Below are 21710 nucleotides of genomic sequence, written 5' to 3'. Positions count from 1 at the left end.
ACGCGGCTGCCGACAATTTCTAAGTGGATGTAGGAATGTCTTGGTACAGCAAAGTTTTCTGGTCGGAAGGTCTGTTTCTGCGGCCGCATCATCTGCAGCAGAACGACCGCTACATCGAACACTTGCTGGAAAAGCGCGTTCGCTACACGACACCATACCCGTGGGGCTTTGCCCAGCTGGAGATCGACAAGGATCTTACCGAACAGAGCAAGTTCGCGGTGCGCAATGCGTCCGGCGTCATGCCGGACGGTACGCCGTTCGATATCCCTGCGGACAGCCAAATTCCCGAAGCGATCGATGTGCCGGAGACGGCGGCAGGCCAGGTCGTCTGGCTGATGATGCCGGTCGCGGCGCCAAACACCCGCGAGGTCGACGAGGATCGCACCGACAGCGCCAGTCGTTATGTTCGTAGTTCGGAAACCTTCATTGACTCGACCTCTGCGCTACGCATCGAGGAAGAGATCGACATCGCTTATCCGCGCTTGTCGTTCGAACTGCGCAAGAGCAGCAAGCCCGGATACATGGGCCTCGGCATCGCGCGCATTCTCGAGGTGCGCGACAAGAACATCCTGTTCGACGATAAATTCGTGCCGCCGATGCTGATCTGCGCCGCGCATCCGATCATCGATGGCTGGCTCAACCGCATCATCGGCTGGGTTGAGACGAAACTCGACGAGCTGGCGCGTTACGCGGTCGATCCGTCATCCGGCGGTGGGTTGCAGAGTGTCGACTATCTGGTCCTGCAAGTGCTGAACCGTACCATTCCCGTCCTGACTCATTTCCAGCGCTCCGGCAGCGTGCACCCCGAGCGCCTGTACGAGGAATTGCTGAGATTCGCGGGCGAACTTGCGACATTTTCTACGGCGGAACGGCGGGCGCGCAACTATCCGGCTTACGATCACGACGATCTCGAGAACGTCTTCACACCCTTGGTGAGCGACATCCAGGACTTCTTGAGCGCGCGATTGGGCCGGCGGGCAATCCGCCTGGAGATCATCGAGCGCGCACAGAATGCGTTCGTGTCGCCGATCCGCGATCGCGCGCTATTCCGAAACGCGACCCTGGTGCTGGAGGTTGCCGCACGGCGGCCGCTCGTGGAGATCCAGAACGATTTCCCGCACCTGTTCAAGGTCGGGCCGAACACCAAGATGAACGAGATCGTGCACGCAAACCTGCCGGGCCTGACCTTGGCGCATTTGCCGACGCCGCCGCCGCACATCCGGGCCATCACGGATCACGTCTATTTCTATCTCGACCGCAAGTCGCCGCTGTGGCCCGAGTTCAGCACGGCGGCCTCGATCGGAATGCATTTCTCCGGCGACTGGCCGGAGCTTGAGCTGTATCTTTGGGCCATCCTGGAAGACAGGCCATGAGCGACAGGGACAAGCCGGTCAATCCTTTCGGTCGGGGCGAACGGACGATCATCCGTCCCAACCCCGGCGGGAAGTTGCCGCCGGCGCCGACCTCTCAGCCTCCGCCGGGCGAGGGCCCTGCGGCACGTCCAGGCTATTCGCCATCACCGGTACCCTCTCCCGGCGCGCCGGCGCCACCGTCATCATTTTCTCCTGTCCCGCAGGGCTCGAACTACGCCTCCGCGCCGGCCAGCCATCCCGCTGAGGAATGGATATCGACACCCGCGCCAGCCCAGGCGCAGCAGCCCATGCTACCGCCGGGACCGCCGTTGCGCGTCGACGATCTCGTCGCGCCAAATGCCAATCCAGTGATGCGCGCTGCGGGCCCGTTGCTGCAGCTGCTTGGTCGGTTGCGGGTGGCGCTCATGCGCGCGTCATTCGCGAGTTTGATGGAGCAGGTTGCAGACGCGATCAAGTTCTTCGAGAAGGACATCCGTTCCGCGGGCATATCCGAGCACCAGGCCAACACAGCGAAATACATCCTGTGTGCCACTGCCGACGATATCGTGCAGCACATCCCGACCGAGGAGCGCCACGTCTGGACGCAATATTCGATGCTGAGCCGGTTCTTCGGCGAGCGTGTCGGCGGCGTCCGTTTCTTTGAGATTCTCGACCATTTGAAGGTTGATCCACTGGTCAACTATCCGGTCCTCGAACTTCAGCACGCCTGCCTTGCGCTTGGTTTTCAGGGCATTCACCGGACGTCAGGGGGCGGACTTGCGAACCTGCAGCTGATCCAGCGTAACCTCTATGAATTGCTGCGCCGGGTCCGGCCGAAGACGATGAGCGACCTGTCGCCCAACTGGCGCGGGCAAGCGCTGGCGGGGCGCCGGCAGCGTCTGCGCGTTCCGGTCTGGCTCGTCGCGGCTGTCGTGGCCGCGCTGCTGACCGGGTCCTACTTCGTCCTGCGGACGCTCCTCGCTGGCCGGGCAGAGAATGCTGCCGAGGTGGCGCTCGCGCTCCATCCGGCCGGCCCGATCGAGCTCAAGCGCCAGATCGTTGCACCGCCGCCGCCGCCGCCACCTCCGCCGCCACCGGATCGCATCACCCAGTTGCAACGCATCCGCAACGCGCTCGCGAAGGAGAACACCGCCTGTGCCATGACGGCGGACCAGACCCCGAGCTTCATCGTGATCAGGGTCTGCGACCTGGCGTTGTTCGCGTCGGGCCAGGCGACCATCCTCGACGGCTTCAAGCCGATCGCACTCCGCGTCGCGGCAACCCTCGACAAGGAGCCGGGACGGATCCGGGTCGTTGGCCATACCGACAGTTCGCCGATCCGCACAGTCCGCTTCCCGACAAATTTCGAGTTGTCGGTCGAGCGCGCCAAGGCGGTTGCCGCGGCACTGAAGCCTGGCTTGACCGATGGTTCGCGCGTCGACGTCGAGGGCAAAGGAGCAGATGCGCCAATCGGTAGCAACACGACACCCGAGGGACGCGCCAAGAACCGGCGCGTCGAGATCTTTATCGAACGCAGCGAATAGGCAGATACCGCCGGGTCAGGTGGTTTGCGACAGGTACGGTTAGATGCTTGCCAAGGACATTCTTCGCATCGTTCTCTACGGAGTAGGGCTCAGCTCGCTCGGAGCGGTGATCTATCTCGCCGGTCCCTTCATCGCGTTCGGCGACTGGCGGCCGCTGGAGAACCATATCGTCCGGCAGATCGCTATTCTGCTGCTCACCACGGTCGTGGCAGGCATTGTTGGCCTCAATCTGTTCAAGCGGCGCAAGAGTGCCAAGGAGATTGCCGATGGCATCGCTGGTGCGGACCAGCCCGTCAGCGATGAACCGGTGCTCAAGGAGCGCATGAAGGATGCGCTCGCGACGCTGAAGACCGCCAGCGGCAACAAGTCGGGCTATCTCTACGATCTGCCGTGGTACGTCATCATCGGTCCGCCCGGAGCCGGCAAGACCACGGCGCTGGTCAATTCCGGGCTCAAATTTCCGCTCGCGCGCGGGGCGACGCCCGCAGCGATCGCGGGGGTCGGCGGTACGCGCTACTGCGATTGGTGGTTCACCGAGGAGGCGGTGCTGATCGATACCGCCGGCCGCTACACGACCCAGGACTCCAACAGCAAGGCCGACAAGGATAGCTGGCTGGCGTTCCTGGACATCCTGAAGAAAAGCCGGTCGCGCCAGCCGATCAACGGCGTCCTTGTCGCCATCAGTATCGAAGACATCCTGACGCTGCCGAAGCAGGAACTCGCACTTCACGCCGATGCCATTAGGATGCGCCTGCTCGAGTTGCATCAGAGGCTCAAGGTCAGCTTCCCGGTCTACGCGCTATTTACCAAAGCCGATCTCGTTGCCGGCTTCACCGAGTATTTCGCCTATCTCGGCGAGGCCGGCCGCCGCCAGGTCTGGGGTGCCACGTTCCAGACCGCAGACAAGACCCAGAATCTGGTGGGGCAGATCCCGGTCGAGTTCGACCGTCTGCTGGAGCGCCTGAGCGAGGAGACGCTCGACCGTCTGCAGGACGAGCCGACGCCCCAGCACCGCGTGCAATTGTTCGGCTTTCCGGCACAGATGGCGCGGCTCAAGCCCCAGATCCACGACTTCCTCAACCAGATCTTCGAGCCGACGCGCTATCACGTGAACGCGAACCTGCGCGGTTTCTACTTCACCTCGGGTACGCAGCAGGGCACGCCGATCGACCAATTGATCGGGTCGCTGGCACGTACGTTCGGCGCTGAGGAGGTCGGTTCCGGATCCTATTCGGGCACGGGCAAGAGCTTCTTCCTCGCCGATCTGATTTCCAAGGTCATCATCGGCGAGGCCGACTGGGTCTCGACCGACCGTGCCGCGGTGCGCCGCGCGCTGATCCTGAAAACCGCGGCCCTGTCATTGATCGGCCTGGTCTCGATCGGACTGATCGCAGCCTGGCTGATGAGCTACAAGCGGAACTCCGATTTGATCGAGCAAAGCCTGCAGGCGGATAGCGAGTATGCGGCCGCCGGCGCACCACTTATCAAGCAGACGCTGATTGCCGATCATGATCTCGACAAGGTGCTGCCGCTGCTCTACCGGCTGCGCAACGCCCCGGCAGGCTACGGATCGCGCGGCGAGTCGGTGCCTCTGTCGGCTCGCTACGGGCTCAGTCAGCACGCCCGGCTGCTGTCGCCCTCGAAGGCGGCCTATCATACGGCGCTTGAGCGCATGTTCCGGCCGCGCCTGCTGTATCGCCTCGAGGAGCAGCTCAATGCGCGCATCAACGAACCTGCCTTCGTCTACGAGGCGCTCAAGGTCTATCTGATGGTCGGCGGCCTGCAGTCGCCGGACCGCGAGCTGATCCGCTCCTGGATGCAACGTGACTGGGCGGACAACCTCTATCCTGGCGCCACCAACGCGGAAGGGCGGCGTCTGCTCGACGAGAACCTCGTGGCAATGTTCGACCTCGAGACCGAGCAGCAGCCGCTGGTCGAACTCGACGGCCGGTTGATCAAGCAGGCCCAGAGCTCCTTGGCGCGCCTGAGCGTGTCGCAACGTGCCTACGAGTTTCTGAAATCGGAGGCTCGCGCATCGACCGCTGGCGACTGGATCGCTAGCCGCCATGGCGGACCCGACATGGGTGTCGTGTTCGAAACCACGACGGGGCAGCCTTTGGACGCGGTGCGGGTACCTGAGTTCTTCACGTATAACGGCTTCCATCAGAAGTTCGTCGCCCGGCTGTCCGGATTGTCTGAGCGGATGAAGCGGGAGCGATGGGTTTTGGGTGATGCAGGCCAGCAGTCGGCCATCGACCAGCAGTACGACAATCTGGCCGGCGATCTGCTCAACATCTATTCCAACGATTTCGTGACGACCTGGCGAACGGCGCTCGGGAGCCTGCGCCTGAAGAAGCTGCTCGCCGACAAGCCGAAATACGAGGTGCTGCGGGCGCTTTCGGCGCCGACCTCGCCGATGCGGCAAATTCTGGAATCGGTGCGCGATGAGACGGTGCTGACCAAGGAACGGGCGAAGCCGGCGAACGCTTCGGCGCCAGCTGCCGCACCGGCGCCGGCACTCTTCACGAATGCCCAGGATGGACCGCCTGGCGCGACGATCGAGGCACAGTTCAAACCTTACCACGCGGCGCTCGAAGGCGAGAGCACCCGCCGGCCGATCGACTCGACCGTCGCGAACCTGAACGACATCGCGCAGAACCTGACGTTGATCATCGAGAATCCCCAACTGACAGCACAGGCCACGGCTGCGCTTCAGACCCAGGTCGCAGCGCTCCGCAACAATGCCTCGCGCATGCCGCCGCCATTCTCCGACATGCTGCGCGCTGCAGCCGCGGAGTTCGAAGGCAGCATCGCGGCTTCAACCGCTGGGCAAATCCTGCAAACGTTGCGCGATCAGGTCACGCCGGTCTGCCAACAGACCGTGACCAACCGCTACCCGTTTGTCCGCAGCAGCGGCCAGGAAGTCCCGCTGGCGGATTTTGCCAAATTGTTCAGTCCGAACGGCGTTATGGACAAGTTCTTCACCCAGTACCTGGCACCTTATGCCGACACGTCGCGGTCGGACTGGGCTTGGCGCAAGGAGAGCCCCGTTGGTCGGTCGTTCTCGCCCGACACGCTCAAACAATTCCAGAATGCGGCTTATATCCGGGATGCGTTCTTCCAGACGGGCGGCGGTGTGCCCGCCGTTTCTTTCGCGATCCGGCCTCCTGGGGCACCGGGGCCAGGCGTGACCGTTAAGACCGAGATCGGCGGCACCACGATTGCGAGCCCAACCATTCCCGGACCGGCCACGTCGTCCTTGTTCGGCGGTCCGCAACCGACGCCACCGCCACCACCACCGCCTCAGAGCAACTCGCCAACGACCGTCCTATGGCCGGGCCCAGCGCCGCGAACGGCAATTTCAGTTAGTAACGACACCGGCGCGCCATCCGTGCTCGAGCGCATTGGTCCCTGGTCGTTATTTCGGATGCTAGAGGCGGGCTCATTGGTTGTGAAAGCGGAAACGGCCAGCGCGACTTTCATCGTCGCGGGGCGCGAGCTCAACTATCAAATTTCGACTGGGTCGTTGCGCAACCCGCTGAATCTGTCAGTGCTGCGCGAGTTTCGTTGCCCGACCGGGATATGACCATGCGTTGCGGGCTATTCGGCAAGATCGGCGCCAAGCGCGATTTCATCGCGATCGCGACCCCGCGCAGCTTCCTGGAAGCCTGGGAGCCGTGGGTACAGGCCGCGCTGTCAGCAAGTCGCCACCAGCTTGGCCCAGGATGGCAGCAGGCCTTTCTGACCGCTCCGGTCTGGCGGTTTTGGCTCGGCGCCGCGATCTGCGGCACGACAGTGGCGGGTGCGATCATGCCCTCGCTCGACGGGGTGGGGCGATACTATCCCTTGACCCTGCATGCGGTGACCGGCGAGGCCGTCTCGCTGCCGCCGCCGAGCATTGATCCGCAGGACGAATGGTTCGGGCAAGTGGAGGCGTTCATGCTTTCGACCCTGGATCGGGCGGCAACCTTCGAGCAGATCTCCGATGCATTGGATCAGCTTGCGGTGCCACGACTGCAGGAGACCATCGCCGGCGGTCCGGCGATCACGTCGCTTGGTAGTGCGACAATGGGAAGGGCTTCGGCGGTCGACGCCTTCGCGGGGTCGTTTGCAGCACTTTGCGCCGCCAACCCACAGGTCTACGCCGCGGCCAGCTTCTGGTGGACCGCCGGAGGGGAAGGCTTTCCGCCAATGGCGCTGAGTTGCCGCGGATTACCAGATCCGTTTCACTACATCACGCTGCTGACCGGTGATCTCGGCCACGCGGCATCCGGGAATGGATGACACGCGATGGTGCATATTCCATCCTTGTTCGATGTTGGTAGCGTCACCCATGCCGGACGGGTGCGGGAGCGGAACGAGGATTCATGTTTGGTACGAACCGACGTCGGCCTTTGGGCGGTCGCCGACGGTATGGGTGGTCACGAGGCCGGCGATCTCGCCAGTCGCATTGTCGTGCAGTCGCTTGACGCGATCGGCACGCCAGAATCAGCCGCAGACCTGCTGGCGGAATGCGAGGAACGGCTGTTCAGCGCAAACCAGCAGATACTGGCGCTAAGTCATGAACGACAGGGGGCCACCGTCGGGACCACAGCGGCGGTTCTGCTCGTTCGCGATAGCTACTATGCCTGCATATGGGCGGGTGACAGCCGGGTCTACCTGATCAGTCGTGGCGCAATTAGCCAAGTGTCGCATGATCACAGCGAACTGGAGGAACTGATCGCCGAAGGTGCGCTTTCGCGCGAAGACGTGAATGATTGGCCGAGCAATGCCATTACTCGTGCCGTCGGTGTCGCCGATGATCCGGAATTTGAGGTGGTGACAGGCCCGGCCGAGCCGGAGGATATCTTCGTGATCTGCAGCGATGGCCTGACCAGGCACGTGCAGGACGACGAGATCCTGCAGCACGCGGCTACGCGACGCGCCCAGGCGGCTTGCGATGACATGCTCGCGCTGGCTCTTGATCGTGGCGGGCTCGACAACGTGACGATTGTGATCGTGCGACTGCTGACGCCACGATCTCAGGAGGCGACAAGATCTCCGCTCAATCGGGAGCCGCAACCATGACCCCGAACGATCCGTTCCGATCGTCCTATCACGGCGTGCCGCCCGGCACGCGTCTCAACGGCATTTACGAGATCGAAGCGGTGATCGGCGCGGGCGGCATGGGTGAGGTGTACAAATGCCGTGAGATCCAGACTGGATCGCCTGTTGCGGTGAAAATGCTGCTGCCCGACATGGTTGACAACGAGGCGGCGCTCGCGCTGTTCCGTCGAGAGGCCGCGGCACTCCACAATCTTCCGCATGACGCGATCGTTCGCTACTTCCTGTTTACCGTGGAGCCGGTGCTGCAGCGACCTTATCTCGCGATGGAATTCGTGAATGGCCGCTCGCTCTCTAACATGCTCGATGATGGGCCGTTGGCCTTCGAGGCGCTGATCAGGCTGATGCAGCGCGTCGCATCGGGACTGGAGGCCGCCCATGAGCACGGCATCATCCATCGTGACGTTTCTCCGGACAACATCATCGTTCCGCTCGACGACGTCAGGCGGGCCAAGATCATCGACTTCGGCATCGCGCGGTCGACCCAGATGGGTGACAAGACCATCATCGGCTCGGGCTTCGCCGGCAAGGACAATTACGCATCGCCGGAACAGGTTGGGTTGTACGGCAATGACGTGACTGCGAAATCCGATGTCTACAGCTTCGGTCTTGTGCTGTTCCATGCGCTGACCGGGCAGAAACTCGACATGGGCGGCAGCCAGTTTCAACTGGTGGAGAAGCGACGGCGTATGCCCGATCTCGGTGCGGTGGATATGCGAATCCGGCCTTTGCTGGAGCGGATGCTGCAGCCTGATCCGGCATTGCGCCCGACCATGGGGGAGGTCGCCAACTGGACGCCAACCGGTTCGGCCCAGACACCGGCCGCGCCGTTATATGGCTTCGATCCGCTACGGCGGCCGGAAAGCGCGGCGCCGGCGTCGCAGGACAGGATGCCGTCGACCGCGCGGAGCGCGCGCGGCCTCTGGCTGGGGGCGGGCGTGGCGGCATTGTTGCTGCTGGTCGGCGGTGGCGGATATGCCTTCTACAAGCTGGTCTGGTCAGCGCCCGGCACAGCGGTTTTGCCGCCACCTCCGAAACTCGCTGGAACAATGGTGCCGCCGAAGGTCGAGCCCGCTGGACCACAGCCCGGACGCCAAGAGACAGAGAAGTTGTCCGCGCAGCCGACGGCAACGCCGTCTCCGGCGCTCGATGGGCCGGGGCGAGCTGAGCGCATCCGCAAATACGTGGCCCAATATTCTGGCGGTGACTGCTTCTTTGTCTTGCCGATTGCTGTGAGCCCAAATGCGGCTGTCATCGAAGGGTTCGGTGCCTCGACCGCCCCATTCGACACCTTCGACAAAGCGTTTCGGCGTGAGCAGGGTTTCGAAGCTTCGGTCGGCGTCAGGCAAGTGACCCAGGCGCAATGCCCTGCCGTCAAGTTCTTGAGTCAGGTCGGGAGCGATCAGGCGCGAATGCCACGCATCACCCTGTCAGCGACAGAGCTGAAGGGCGGCGAAACCCTCAATGGGACCATTGAGAACTTTGCCAACCGCGTGGTCGAGCTGCTCATGGTGTCAGATCGCGGCGAAGTCCAGAGCCTCTCCTACCTTCTGAAGCCGGGCATCGACTCACTTTCGTTTACGCTCCCGACAGCGCGCGCGAGCGGTCCGCAATTGCTGTTGGTCGTGGCGGTTCCGCAGGTTCTGGACTCATTGCGCCAGCCGCGACCGATGGCTGCCGACACGTTCTTTCTGCAGGCGCTAAGCGAGGCTCAGCGCAACAAGGTGACCGTCATCGCGGCCGCGCGCTACGTGCTGCTCACCAATTGACCGGCACGCTCAGAATGTTCCGATCACCAGGATTTTCAGGTCGGCATCCGGCTTGAAGTCGCTTGCTGTATATTCAAGCATGTTTCCAGTAGCAGACGATGCCTTTAGCCGCCCGGGACAGAAGCTCACCAAGCGGTCGCTGCCGCCTGGGTCGATAGTCAGTTTGAACGAGCGGATCGGCCCGGCCCAATTCGCGCCGGTCTTGAGCACATACGAAATGCGCCGCTCCTGCAGCTTCGCGCTGTTGGTTTGGTTACTGCCCGCGCGCTTGTCGAGTTCGGCGAGGAACGTATCCTGGACGCAGTACTCTTTCCGGTAACGGGCGACTTCCTGAGCGAGTGCGCCGCTGCGGCGGAGGCTCGAGCGCAGGATGGTGTCGGGACTGGAGCCGACGCTCGGCCGGTACTGGTGTTCGACCAAGACGGTGCGCATGGGCGGAAACACCTGCTGGCGCACGGCCGAGGTCTTGATAACCCAACCCGGCGCATATTGCTGCCGGCCGTTGTCGCTCTTTCCCGCAGGTATCAGAAGTCCGTCGTCCACGAGCCGGGCCCGGGTCGCCTCGGGCAGGTCGTTCACCCGGATCTCGCGGCTACCAATCGGCAGCAGCGGCAACTTGAGTTCGCGGAGCAGGGCACCGACATCCCTGTTGCCGACCATGGCGCGCTGATCGACGGTCAGCGGCGCCGGGCTGCCATCGACCTTGGTCTCGAAGTCGACGAAGTTGATCGGATCATTTGACGGCAGTGCGATGTTCTCAGCCTCCGACAGGTCGATGTCGGGCAGCGGAAAGGCAACGGTAAGCGTGACCGGCCTGGCGGTGACGTTGGCGAATTGGTAGCGAACGCTAATCCTGTCGAGCGCGATACGAAGGTTCTCGCTCTCCATGGCCACGTCATTGGTGCGCACGAACTGGAGCCCGCCGATCGACAATTCCGCAGCCGAGTCGTTGGCGCGTGCCGGCCAGCCCGTCGCAACCAGCAGCGCGACCATCAAGGCCCGTATCCGGAACGATGGTCGGGGGGAGGGTCCGTTCGACAAGCTAGTCTCGATGCGGCGTCGCAGCATATGCTGGTTCCATCCGATGCGGGTCAATCGATCGGCTGATAAAGATCGCCCCACTCGGACTTCCAGACCCCGTCTGGATCGCACACTACGAGCGCGAGCTTTACGTCGTTTGCCAGCCGGATCGCGCCGCGAAAAGCATCCTGAGCCGGCAACTGCGCGCTGACCTGGTCGGTGGTCAGCCGTCCCCCGCTCGCGGCGGCCGGCAGCACGATCGATCCGGAGATGCCGTCATTGTCGCGTTTCAGGACAAGCGTGATCGCGTCGGGCTGGACTTCGCTCACCTGCTCAAATCTATTCCGGGCCATGTTTTGCACCGCAAGCTGAAGACATTCGGACTATCACCGTCCAGTGATAGATTGAACGTGATTGAGATTGCTCACCACTAATTGACGCGCCGCATCAACGGCATCTCGGATTAGTCGATCCGACGCGGCGATCGGTTCGGGGTACATTGAGGCGAACATGCTTCGTCCAAATCATTGGATCTGGGTCTTCATTGTTGGCGCTGGCATTCTTGGAACCAAGGCGTACGCCGACGATACCGTTGTACGCAGCTTTGCCGGCGGTTCGGCTGCTTCCATGGTCGGCATCGTCCCGGCCAGCGAGGACGTGGAACTCGCGGGACCGCAAGCACTCAGCGCCGATGGGCAGGGCAACCTGTTTGTGCTCGATCAGATCAACGGTCGCATCCTCCAATTTGATCCGAAACAGCCGAGCTCGGATCCTGACGTCCTCAATATGCCGAAAGACGTCCAGCCGACGGATCTCGTCGTCCACAACGACGACATCATGGTTTGGGACGGCGGCGTACGGACGCTGAAGGCGGCGCCGGGGCAATCCACGCGCGGCCTCGGTGGTGATGTGATCCAGCTTGAAGAGGTCTCGAGCCGCGGCACGGACGACCAGGTCGCCGTCTCCGCTTTTGCCCAGATGGGATCACAGGCGCCAGGCAGCGCGACCGACCTGCTCGACCAGAACACCCGCGCGGCCATCATCAAGACGACGCGGCAGCCCGACCGGCAATATGTTGCTACTCGAAGCAAGGGCTCGGTGATCGCCGACATCATTCCGGACAAGGGCAATGCCAGCGTACGGGTCGAAATCCAGACCATGGTCACCAACGAGACGATCGGCCAGCTCGGCCTGCGGGTGCGCAACCAGCTCGGCACGGTAGAGTTTCTCGAGATTGACAACAGTGACCGCTTCTATGTGTTGGCGGAGGACGTCCCGCCATCGGGAAAGAATGCCTCTACGTTCGTCGCACGCTATGCCGCGAACGGCCGTCTCGAAGGAATCTATGAGCTTCCTTTGGAAAACACGCCGCTGACCCGGCGATTCGTAACGGTTTCGGGCGATGGCGATGTCTATTTCCTGCGGACCAAACCGGACGGTATTGAAGTGGTCGGCGTGGGCTTCAGGCCTCTGACCAACGCTTCGATTATCGACGTGCGGCCGTCGCGAACGGCAGCCGCGCCGGCACCGCAATCCGGCGTCAAATTTGACGCGTCGGCCGCCGTGAGACCGTCCAATCGCCAGCAGGCGATCGAGACAGCGTTTGCGTTCGAGGGCATCCAGTGGAAGCTGACGCAGGCGAATTACGGCAACGATCCCGACAGCCAATGCAGCGGCTTCAGCCGTGTTCGTCGGCCGTGGTATCTGCAGGGAAAGGTGAATCAGGAGGTCCGCGGCGTACCCTATTGCTGGGGCTGCCACGGTTCGCTCGCGAACTTCCGGCAGCGGATCGAGAGCGGAACGCTGGCTGGCAATGTGTGCACTCGCAATGCGCCACGGCCGGATGTGGCTGGCGTCGACTGTTCGGCCTTCGTCAGCGCCGCGTGGGGGCTGTCCGTCCACTACACGACTGCCGCTATCCCCGCGATCGCAGCCCCCGTGGCAAATCCCTGGGACCTGAGGCCGGGCGATGCGCTGAACAAGCCGGGCTCGCACGTGATGTTGTTCCTGCGGTTCACGCCTGATCGCAAGGCCGAGGTGATGGAATCCTCGACCGGCGGCTGCAACGGCCGCGTCTGCCGCAACGTCTACCCGTTGGCGAGCCTGCTTTCGCGCGGCTACGTTCCGGTCCGCTTTCGAGCCTTCGCGGACGATCAGACGGCAGTTTCAGCGAGCGCCTATCAGGAGACCGAACAATCGCCGGCGGGCCGCAAAACGGCAAGCAAAAGGCGCTGAACCCGGTGTGTCGCCAGAGCTACAAAATGGGTAGGCATGATGTCGAGGTGGATCACGATGCGGATGCCCAGAGGATTTTATTGCGGGATCAGGCAGCTATGCGCCACCATCGGGCTCGCTGCGTTGATCGGGCTGATAACCCCTCACGCATATGCGGCAGGAGGACTGTCGATCAGCAATCCGGACGGGGCGGCGGTGCGCGCGCTCGTGATCGGGATCGATGACTATCAGCACGTGCGGAAATTGAAGGGCGCGGTCGCTGACGCCACTGACATCGTGACCAGCTTGAAAAACATGGGGGTTGGCGACGTCGTCGTACTGACGAACGCCCAGGCCGACAGGGCAAGCGTCCTGCGCGAGATCAGTGCACTGGTGGAGCGGACCAAGAACAACGACCTCATCTTTCTGTCGATCGCCGGTCATGGCACCCAGGAGCCGGAGCGCGTCAAGGGCTCGGAGCCGGACGGAATGGAAAACGTGTTCTTGCTGCCAGGCTTTGAAACCACGCCAACCGGGTCGGTTGAACGTGTTCTGGGCAGTGAGTTCAACCATTTCATCCGGCAGTTCGAGCTGCGCGGGGCGAGGGTGATCTTCGTGGCTGATACCTGCCACGGTGGCGGTATGGTGCGCGATATCGATCCGCGTGCCGCTGAGATGAGCTTCCGGCAGGTCCCGCGTTACACGTTGCTGGTCGACGAACTGAAGCCGGTGTCGGACAGCAACGATCCGAAGTCAGAACTCGATCTTGACCACACGGCGTTCCTGGCTGCGGTGGACCGCTACACCAAGGCGCCGGAAGTCCGCATCCCTGGCATCGATGGCTTGCGCGGGGCTCTCAGCTATGCGGTCGCGCGGGCGGTGGAGGGGAGCGCAGACATCAATCACGATGGGAAGGTGACGCTCAAGGAGCTCTTCAGCAATGTTCGACAGGTGGTCTATCAGCTCTCGGACCAGCGCCAGAACATCGTGACCATATCATCGCCGCCTCAGACGCCGGATACCGACGTCGCCTTCGAATTGACGCGCGGTGTCGTGCTGATTCAGGGGCCGGCCGCGAGAGCTGCCTCTGGTCCGGCCGGATCCGGGGGGGCCGTCGAGGGACAGGCGCCCGCGCCACCGGCTGTCACGGCCAAGGCACCAACCACTCCGACCCTTGCCGCGGCGGCGACCAAGGAACTTCCGACCGGCGACGCGCCGGAGCCTCTCCGCCTCGCTGCACCAATCCGGCTGGCGGCGCTCGACGGCAAGACAAGCTATTTTGCAAGCGTGAAGCCAAAGGATGTTCCCGTGCAGGCGGTTCAACCGACGGACAATCCCGACCTGATCTGGGATCCCGTGTCGCACGACGTGATCGCGTGGGGCGACGTGGTCGCCTACGGGATCGACGTTGCGAACTTGCCGACGGTAGTCGATCGGACAGCGGCAATTCGTGAACTGAAACGCATTGCGACCCGGTCGCCGCAGATCATGCGCATCTGGCCAGACGATCGCCAACAGCGTGCTGGCCAGACTGTCGAAGTTGACCTGTCTGATGTGGCGTCAAGGGCGGTGCTGCTGTTCAATGTGTCTGGCGATGGCACCATCCAATTGTTGTATCCGGTGGGTTCTGATGCGGCGCTGGCCCGATCGGCGAGTTTGCGCTTACCGCTCAGGGTCGGCGAGCCGTTCGGTGCGGAACAGATCGTTGCGGTGACCTCGCAGCAACGCATGGTAGATCTTGAGACAGCCCTAATGCAGTTCAACCGGCGTCGCGCCTCGGGGCAAGTGATCAAGAGTCTCGAGCGTTACTTGCCCGCAGACGCGCGAATCGCCTCGATCGGCTTCTTCAGTGCCCCCTGACTCTTAGGGGAGCAGGCCATGCCGTCATCTCGGCCGATCCGCCAGGCGCGACCATGGCTCGCATTCCTGCTGCTACTGGCGGGTAGCGGAGCTGCGCCCGCAGCACCATTGCCGACGGCGTCGTTGCATGTCGGCACGACGTACGCACGTTGGCTTTGGCCGGTACAAGCGGTGCGCGGGCAGACCAATACCGCGAGTGTGTCCCTTCAGATCCTGCCGAGCCAGACCGTCAACGTCGGCGGCAAGGTCTCGTTCGGCGTTACAGCCAGGAAGACTGGATATCTCATTTTGGTCGACGTCGACGCGGAAGGGCGGATGTCCCAGATCTTTCCGACCCCCGAGCTATTGGCGCAGTCGAACGAACGCGACATCAATCTCGTCAAGCCGGGTGTCGAATTTGTTGTTCCTGCCCCGGCGGCGCGACAGCGTGGTTTTGAATACGTCGTCGCACCGCCAACAGGGTCCGCAGTGATGATCGCCATCCTGAGCGAGCGACGCGTGCAGTTGCTCGATTTGCCGGACATGCCCCGCAAGCTGGAAGGTCAGGCCGACGCATTGAGCTATCTATCGGCCTGGACCAGCGAGCTGCGCGTGCCGGACAACAGCAGCGGAAAGCTGGTGACGAACAATTGGTCGTTCGACGTCAAATCCTATTCCATCAAGTGAGCCCTGTGAAGCTTGGGTTATAGCTTGCTCAGTCGGCTGAAGAAGCCACCCCGGGCGATCATGTAATGAATGTCCTTTGGAAAGGGAAAAGCGCTGCGAACGTTGGAAATTGCGTGCTGGAGGAATTCCCCGCGCTGCGGCGCTGGCTTATGCCGCGGCTGGTCCGCGACCTGCGGTATCATGAAGCGATCCACGAAAGCCGGGTCAAGATCGTTGACCCTGACCATCTGGCCAAATGCCGGGAATAGATCGTAATGACCCAAGCTTACGCTGAGGTTCTTGAGGGCAGGGCGCTGAGGCTGAGTTTGATTGCCATCGGTCGTCGCCAGCCCACGCCCGATCAGGTCCAGCTTCACCGATTGCGGCAGAGTTGATGGACCATACACGATCTCGAGCGCCCGGCCGCTCTGTCCGGACAACCATTGGTACCAGAAGGTCGCATCATCGGGCCGCGCATTGGCACCGTAGAGGCAGTCAAATCCCCAACAGGCCGTCAGCTTGCCCTGATACTTTCCAAGGCTCCCGACGAGGTTGCGCATGCCGTTACCACCGCCGGAGTGGCATGCGATGATGAGCTTGCCGATCTGGAGCTGAGGAATGGACGTCGAGGAGAGACCCAGGAACCTGGCAAGAGCTCCAAGGATCTCCTCGAGATAGCGTTCGCCCCAGTTCGCGGTTGCCAGGTCAGACACGCTGTAGTTTCCGGCAAAGGTGTCGCCAACGGCATATTCGTAGCCCAGGAACGGCGCGATAAGCACTACGTCCTTGCCGGAATCCCGGACCTGTTCGCGCAGCCGCGCTGGATCGCTGTGGAAGAGGAATTCATGGTTTTTGACATAGAAGCCGTGAAGCCAGATCACGACATCGAACTTGGTGGCAGCTGTTGGGTGCTTTGGCGGAAGATAAACCGCCGTCGGCTTCATGCCGGGGGCCTGCCGCTTCGTGAAGAGCGTCACCCCGGGAAAGGCGTTGGCGTCCTTTTGCTCAAGCTCACACGCAACCACGCAGGTCGCTCCGCTTCGGCCAATCCAGGCACGGACCTGGATGACCCAGTGTTAAGCTCTGCCGCCCGTCACACCTTCTCGACACCAAGATCCGCGCGGCCTCCTGGCCTTCCATGACGCCGTGGCAGCCTTGCGCGTTGCTAGTTGCAGGACTCGACATTACCCACGTTGCCCCCGGGGCCGCCGCCGCCACGGTATTCGAGGTGGCAGCCACTACGGACCTGACGGCACAGAGATTGATCGCAAACGACCTGACCACCGCCGCCGCCGGACCTCGCAGTTGCTTGTCGCCGCGGAACGTCGGCTGCCGGCGCCGGCCTCTCGCGGGCCGAACGATCCGCACGTGACGGACGCTCGTCCGTGTTGCGCTTTGCGACCGGTTTCTTCCCGCGTCGCTTCTCGCATTCATTGTCGTCGTTGAGGAACGAACCCTCGGCACAGGTGATCCTGCTGCACTGGTCACCGTCGGCCTTGTAGCCATGATCACAGATCAGGGGACAGACCCGGGACGGCTTGAGCTTGATTGCGTCAAGCGCGTCGAGACTTGCGAGCTTGGCGTCGAATTTGGTTCCCGCGTGCTGGTTGAAGAGAGCCAACGAGCGCTGTGAGGCCGCATTCCATTGGCCATTGACGGCGCCGGTGAAGCAGCCGACGCGGCTCAATTCGCCTTGTACAGACTTGGCGATATCTACGGACTTGGAGAGATCGGCCTTTGCGATATCGGTCTGGCGCGGCTCGTCGCTCAGCGCGGCAAGCTTGGGCGTCTTGCTGTCCTCAGCGGGCGTAGCGGCCGCTGGGTTATCCGCGACGGTACTCTCAACAGCCGGCTTATTCCCGGAGAGTGCAGCGACGATTGTAGATTCGGACGCAATACGTTTCCGTTCCGCCTCGGCGGCTTGCTCCTGCGCCGCTTGCTTCGTCTTCTCGGCCGCAATCCGGGCCTCTTCCGCAGCCTTCAGCTCCGCGGCCGCCTTCTCCTGGTCGGCACGCTGGGCGCCCTGGGACATCAGGCGAGCTCGCTGCTGCTCGGCCTCCTGCGCTTTCGCCGTGGCCGCGACACGTGCGTCCTCGGCGTCGAGCTGATTGAGCTGCAGCTTGGCCAGATTTGAGTAGTATCCGTCCGGATGTTGGGTCAGGAACGCGTTCAGAGCAGGCTTGTTGCGGAGCTGCAAGGCCAATTCGTAATCACGTCGAATTTCCGACTGGGGGTTGGCCGCCTGTACCGGCTCCTCGGCCTTGGTAGCCGGAACAAGCGCAACGTCTTCGCCGCCGAGCGAGCCGTAGACATAGGGCTCCTGTCGGTTGCCCGTGGCTTGCAAGACATCGTCGCGGACGAAGCCGAAAGCCCTTCGCAAGTCGAGCCCCGGCTTTGCGATGTACTTCACGAGAGCCGTCGCGTACGGACTATTCTGGCTGTTGCCATCGAGTGCGGTCAGTCCCGCTTTCGCGGCAAACGCGATCAGCGTGTTGGAGACGGTGGGCTCGACCCTGGCCAGTCCGCGGCTGATCGATCGCGAGGCAACTGTACGTTTCATCGAGTCGGCAAACGGATTGTTGCGGCACGCGTCGACGATCACCACGCGTAGTTGCCTCGCAGGCTCAATCGCCAGCAGGACGCGGTCGAGCGAGAATGCTTCGTCATAGATGTCCGTGTCACGTTCGAGTCTGGCGTCGGTCGGGATCAGATAGTTTGTCCCGTCGATCTCGATACCGTGGCCAGCGTAGTACACCAGGGCTATGTCGGCATTGCGGGCCTGATCGGCGAATTCTCTCAAGGCCCGCCGCATATCGGTCGCGGCGAGGTTAAGTCTTGAGTCAACCACATCGAAACCTGCCCCCTTCAAGGTTGCGGTGATGGCCGCAGCGTCGTTGGCCGGGTTTGGGAGCAGAGGGGCGTTTTGATAGTTGGCATTGCCGACCACCAAAGCCACGCGCTTTGTCGCCCAGGCTGGCTGACAGGCCAGGAACAGCGAAGCGGCGAGAAGAAGCAAAACTCGAAGGTGCCTGTACACTCTCATGGCGAACACCCAACCTATGCCCGTAGAATGGTGACGTCGCGAAGATGGCCGCATAAGAAATGACTTTTGGAATTCGTACGCTACCGGCGGCTGCCTATCTGCATACAGTACCAAACTCGAGCCCGATCCATTCCTATGTGTTGTTGCGAAATGCGGACGCGTTCAAAAGGCATGGAAGATATTGCGCCGGGCGCTGTCCGCCGATTCATGTGGATGATAGGCGCCCGCCAGTGCTCTGCTGAGGGCGCGATCACAAAATAAGATATTGATATAAAACGGTTATTTTTCTGGGGGCTGCTCGTGGCAGCGCGGCACAAGGCCTCCGGCTTGGTTCGAACTCGAGTTCCGCTGAGCCGCACATCGAGGAGACGTGAAGAGCGGTGTCAGGCGTGCGGATCGATCGCCTTGGTCGAGAGCTCCGGTCCGGCCTGATGAGCTCGCCGCCCGAGTCTCGCGGGGATCAGACCTGCAGGGATCAGAAAAGGCGTTGCCGCGGCATAGACGTCATATTCAGGGAAGGCCAGTCTTAGAATCCGCTCTTCGTTGATCATTCGTCGGCACTGAATCATCGCAACCACGATGGCGATGAGCACGGCAAGTGGTGAAAGGACCTGAAGTGTGACACCGACCAACGCAATCCCCTCACATAGGTAGAGGGGATGCCGGACGACTCGATAAGGCCCTTCCGTCACAAGGCGCCTCGCCTCCGGTAGAATGCTGAAGGATTTGCCCAACCAGCGGAGTACCACGATAGAAAGCGAGATCCCCACCAGGATCAACGTCGTGGACAGAGCCGACCAGATCGGGCCGAGCTCTGCCTTCGGAAGAAAAGCGAGTGCGACGGTCGGAAATGCGCCCAGCAAGGCCGAGACCCGCATCTCAACGCCCTTCGACTTCATTGTCGGGACCAGCCGAGTCATGGTTGTCAGTGCAACGAGTCCGAGGAACAGGACGTTGGCAATGCTGGCTGCGATCATCAGCAAGTTGTCCACGCTGCCCAACGGAAGGCGATGGATGCTGGCGGCGCCAATGAGAGCAGACCCGCCATAGACGATCACGATGGCCACCCTGGAGGTCCAGTCCAGCCATGGATTGACGCCGCCGGCGATCCGGTTCCTGGCTGTCCCCTCCTGGCCGACCTTCGCGTCAGTCACAGCAGTGATCTCGCTCGCTCAAAATCTGCCTCACTAGACGCCAGGCCTCCGGAGAGGTCAATTGGCTGGCCACATCTCCGGGCGCGGCCACACCAACCGGTCCCATGCGGTTCCACATTCCGCGGACCTTCCGGATCGTCGAGTTGTCATTGAACCGAACCTGTCGTGGCGACACGAATGATAAAGCGCATGATTAAACAGTAGTACTGCCATGGGTTTGCACGGATTCGTGAATTTGCGCCGAATCTTGTTCCTTCTTCCTGTGCTGCTGCTCTTCTTCTGTCAGCCGGCATGGGCGGGGAATCGCGTCGCACTTGTCATTGGCAATTCTGCCTACAAAAACGCGGCGCCACTTTCGAATCCCGTCAATGACGCTGCGATTGTCGAGGCGACACTAAAGAACGCAGGTTTTGACGTTGTGCAAACCCGCCGGGATCTTCAGGCGATCGAGATGCGGCGCACGCTGCGCGATTTTGCCGATCAGGCTCGCGACGCAGATGTGGCCGTTATCTACTACGCCGGTCATGGTATGGAGATCGAAGGTACGAACTACCTGATCCCGGTCGACGCCACCCTTGAGCGCGATACGGATGTGTACGATGAGGCGTTTTCGCTCGATCGTGTCATGCTGGCCATTGAACCTGCAAGGCAGCTGCGACTTGTGATCCTCGACGCTTGCCGCAACAATCCTTTCTCCGAAAAGATGAAACGGACGGTCGGCTCGCGGTCCATCAGCCGGGGCCTTGCCCGAATTGAGCCGGCGACGGCGAATACTCTGGTTGCCTTCGCCGCCAAGGCTGGCTCGACAGCGTCGGACGGCAACAGCAAGAACAGTCCCTACGCTGCCGCATTGGTCAAATATATCGGGACTCCGGGTCTGGATTTGCGCAGGGTGTTCGGCTTCGTTCGCGATGACGTCATGAAAGCAACGGGCAATCGGCAGGAGCCCTATGTTTACGGCACGCTTGGCGGCGACGACGTGCCGCTGGTGCCCGCCAAGGAAACAGCCAAGGGGCCAACCAGGGAACCAGCCGGAGAACCAGCCAAGGAGGCCGCGAAGGAAGCTGCTCCATCGCCAACGCTGCGATCCGAAATACGGCGCGACTACGAGCTCGCGCTGCAGGTTGGCAACAAGGATGCACTGAACTTCTTCATCGTCCAGTATCCGGATGGTTACTACGCAAGTCTCGCAAAGCTTCAGCTCGCCAAAATCGATGCGGAGGAGAAGCGTGTTGCTGCGGCCGAAAAGGCGCGTCAGGCCGAGCAGGAGCAGGCGCGGCTCGTCAACGAGGGCGCACAACAGATGCAACTTGCCAAGGCGGCGTCGGATCTGAAGGCAGCGCAGGAAGCTCGGGCCGCCGCCGAGGCCGCCAAGGAAACCGCGCAGCATCAGGCTGCTCAAGCCGAACAAAGGCGTGTCGCGGCTGAAACGGCACCTGCCGCGAAGAACGCCGCACCATCAGCAACAGGGCAGCCGCAAGAGGCGAAGGCAAACACGGACACAAAAGTGGCAGCGCTCCCCAATCCACAGGCTCCCGTGCCGCCACCTTCGCCAGCTGAGCTGGCAAAATCGGTGCAAAGCGAATTGCGCCGGGTCGGCTGCCTCACGGGATCGGCCAGTGGGGAGTGGGATGCGGCGTCGCGGCGCTCGCTTGAGCTGTTCAATCAAAGCGCCGGCACCAAGTTCGATACCAAGACCGCGAGCGCCGATGCGCTCGATGCGATCAAGCTCAAGGCGGCGCGGGTTTGTCCTTTGATTTGCGGATCCGGCCTAAAGCGCGACGGCGATCGTTGTGTCAAGATTGCCTGCGCTGCGGGTTACTTTCTGAATGGCGACGATGAATGCGAGAAGCGCAAGGTCCGTCAGGCCCCGTCCGCAAGACTTGAACGAAGGGAGAGGGAGGCTGCTCCTGCAAGACCCGCAAGACCCGAGGCCAGCGCAAGCAACAAGCCGGAAGGCGGCGGAATGCCATTCATGTTCTTCCTGCCTTGAAGATTTCAGCCGA

The 21710-nt window shown here is 62.1% G+C and carries 15 protein-coding genes; 10 read left to right on the top strand and 5 right to left on the bottom strand.

Translation table 11 applies throughout. From position 1 onward, the window contains the following. The first annotated feature begins 35 nt into the window (after nucleotides 1-35). Genes tssK through AB7245_RS33135 form a run of 6 tightly spaced genes read left to right on the top strand, consistent with a single transcriptional unit; the run spans nucleotide 36 to nucleotide 9768 of the window. Nucleotides 36-1373 carry a type VI secretion system baseplate subunit TssK gene (gene tssK / locus AB7245_RS33160; RefSeq protein WP_014493496.1) on the top strand — a complete coding sequence of 446 codons (1338 nt, stop codon included), beginning with the start codon at nucleotides 36-38 and terminating at the stop codon, nucleotides 1371-1373. Continuing rightward, nucleotides 1370-2896 (top strand): type VI secretion system protein TssL, long form, encoded by a 1527-nt coding sequence (gene tssL / locus AB7245_RS33155; protein WP_063981820.1) that lies wholly within the window; start codon nucleotides 1370-1372, stop codon nucleotides 2894-2896. The genes tssK and tssL overlap by 4 nt, the downstream gene beginning before the upstream one ends. A gap of 43 nt (nucleotides 2897-2939) precedes the next feature. Beyond that, nucleotides 2940-6482, top strand: coding sequence for a type VI secretion system membrane subunit TssM (tssM, locus tag AB7245_RS33150; RefSeq protein WP_063981821.1), 3543 nt, complete (start codon nucleotides 2940-2942; stop codon nucleotides 6480-6482). Beyond that, nucleotides 6479-7180, top strand: a complete 702-nt coding sequence (gene tagF / locus AB7245_RS33145; RefSeq protein ID WP_063981822.1) for a type VI secretion system-associated protein TagF — start codon at nucleotides 6479-6481, stop codon at nucleotides 7178-7180. Before tssM ends, tagF begins: the two co-directional genes overlap by 4 nt. Nucleotides 7181-7186: 6 nt before the next feature. Beyond that, on the top strand, nucleotides 7187-7963 hold the full coding sequence (locus tag AB7245_RS33140; RefSeq protein ID WP_014493500.1) for a PP2C family protein-serine/threonine phosphatase: 777 nt from the start codon (nucleotides 7187-7189) through the stop codon (nucleotides 7961-7963). Continuing rightward, nucleotides 7960-9768: a serine/threonine-protein kinase gene (locus tag AB7245_RS33135; protein ID WP_063981823.1), complete on the top strand. Its 1809-nt coding sequence runs from the start codon at nucleotides 7960-7962 to the stop codon at nucleotides 9766-9768. The genes AB7245_RS33140 and AB7245_RS33135 overlap by 4 nt, the downstream gene beginning before the upstream one ends. A gap of 9 nt (nucleotides 9769-9777) precedes the next feature. Here AB7245_RS33135 and AB7245_RS33130 read toward each other — a convergent pair whose 3' ends face one another. Beyond that, entirely contained in the window at nucleotides 9778-10761 is a 984-nt protein-coding gene (locus tag AB7245_RS33130; protein ID WP_063981824.1) for a DUF4424 domain-containing protein, read from the bottom strand. A 98-nt stretch (nucleotides 10762-10859) separates the two neighbouring features. Further along, on the bottom strand, nucleotides 10860-11141 hold the full coding sequence (locus AB7245_RS33125) for a hypothetical protein (protein ID WP_028156828.1): 282 nt from the start codon (nucleotides 11139-11141) through the stop codon (nucleotides 10860-10862). Between the two features lie 157 nt (nucleotides 11142-11298). On the opposite strand from AB7245_RS33125, the gene AB7245_RS33120 reads away from it, so the two are divergent. The 3 genes from AB7245_RS33120 (at nucleotide 11299) to AB7245_RS33110 (ending at nucleotide 15528) form a co-directional block, all read left to right on the top strand. Continuing rightward, a complete protein-coding gene (locus AB7245_RS33120) occupies nucleotides 11299-13023 on the top strand; it encodes a hypothetical protein (protein WP_063981825.1) in 1725 nt (574 codons plus the stop codon). 57 nt (nucleotides 13024-13080) lie between these two features. Further along, nucleotides 13081-14862 (top strand): caspase family protein, encoded by a 1782-nt coding sequence (locus tag AB7245_RS33115; RefSeq protein WP_354102838.1) that lies wholly within the window; start codon nucleotides 13081-13083, stop codon nucleotides 14860-14862. A 108-nt stretch (nucleotides 14863-14970) separates the two neighbouring features. After that, entirely contained in the window at nucleotides 14971-15528 is a 558-nt protein-coding gene (locus AB7245_RS33110; RefSeq protein WP_224580845.1) for a DUF4384 domain-containing protein, read from the top strand. 17 nt (nucleotides 15529-15545) lie between these two features. Here AB7245_RS33110 and AB7245_RS33105 read toward each other — a convergent pair whose 3' ends face one another. The 3 genes from AB7245_RS33105 to AB7245_RS33095 form a co-directional block, all read right to left on the bottom strand. After that, nucleotides 15546-16532, bottom strand: coding sequence for a hypothetical protein (locus AB7245_RS33105; RefSeq protein WP_063981828.1), 987 nt, complete (start codon nucleotides 16530-16532; stop codon nucleotides 15546-15548). Nucleotides 16533-16672: 140 nt separating this feature from the next. Further along, nucleotides 16673-18550 carry a caspase family protein gene (locus AB7245_RS33100; RefSeq protein ID WP_231142830.1) on the bottom strand — a complete coding sequence of 626 codons (1878 nt, stop codon included), beginning with the start codon at nucleotides 18548-18550 and terminating at the stop codon, nucleotides 16673-16675. Between the two features lie 383 nt (nucleotides 18551-18933). Further along, complete coding sequence (locus AB7245_RS33095; RefSeq protein ID WP_063981829.1) at nucleotides 18934-19704, bottom strand: methyltransferase family protein; 771 nt, start codon at nucleotides 19702-19704, stop codon at nucleotides 18934-18936. A 211-nt stretch (nucleotides 19705-19915) separates the two neighbouring features. Here AB7245_RS33095 and AB7245_RS33090 point away from each other — a divergent pair, with 211 nt between their 5' ends. After that, nucleotides 19916-21697, top strand: a complete 1782-nt coding sequence (locus AB7245_RS33090; protein WP_231142828.1) for a caspase family protein — start codon at nucleotides 19916-19918, stop codon at nucleotides 21695-21697. The last annotated feature ends 13 nt before the right edge of the window (nucleotides 21698-21710 follow it).

It is taken from the genome of Bradyrhizobium sp. 604_D8_N2_3 (genome assembly GCF_051810765.1).
In the GTDB taxonomy this organism is placed as follows: Bacteria; Pseudomonadota; Alphaproteobacteria; order Rhizobiales; family Xanthobacteraceae; genus Bradyrhizobium; species Bradyrhizobium barranii.
Note: the sequence above shows the minus strand (reverse complement) of the source record. Positions and strands in the feature narration are given on the sequence as shown.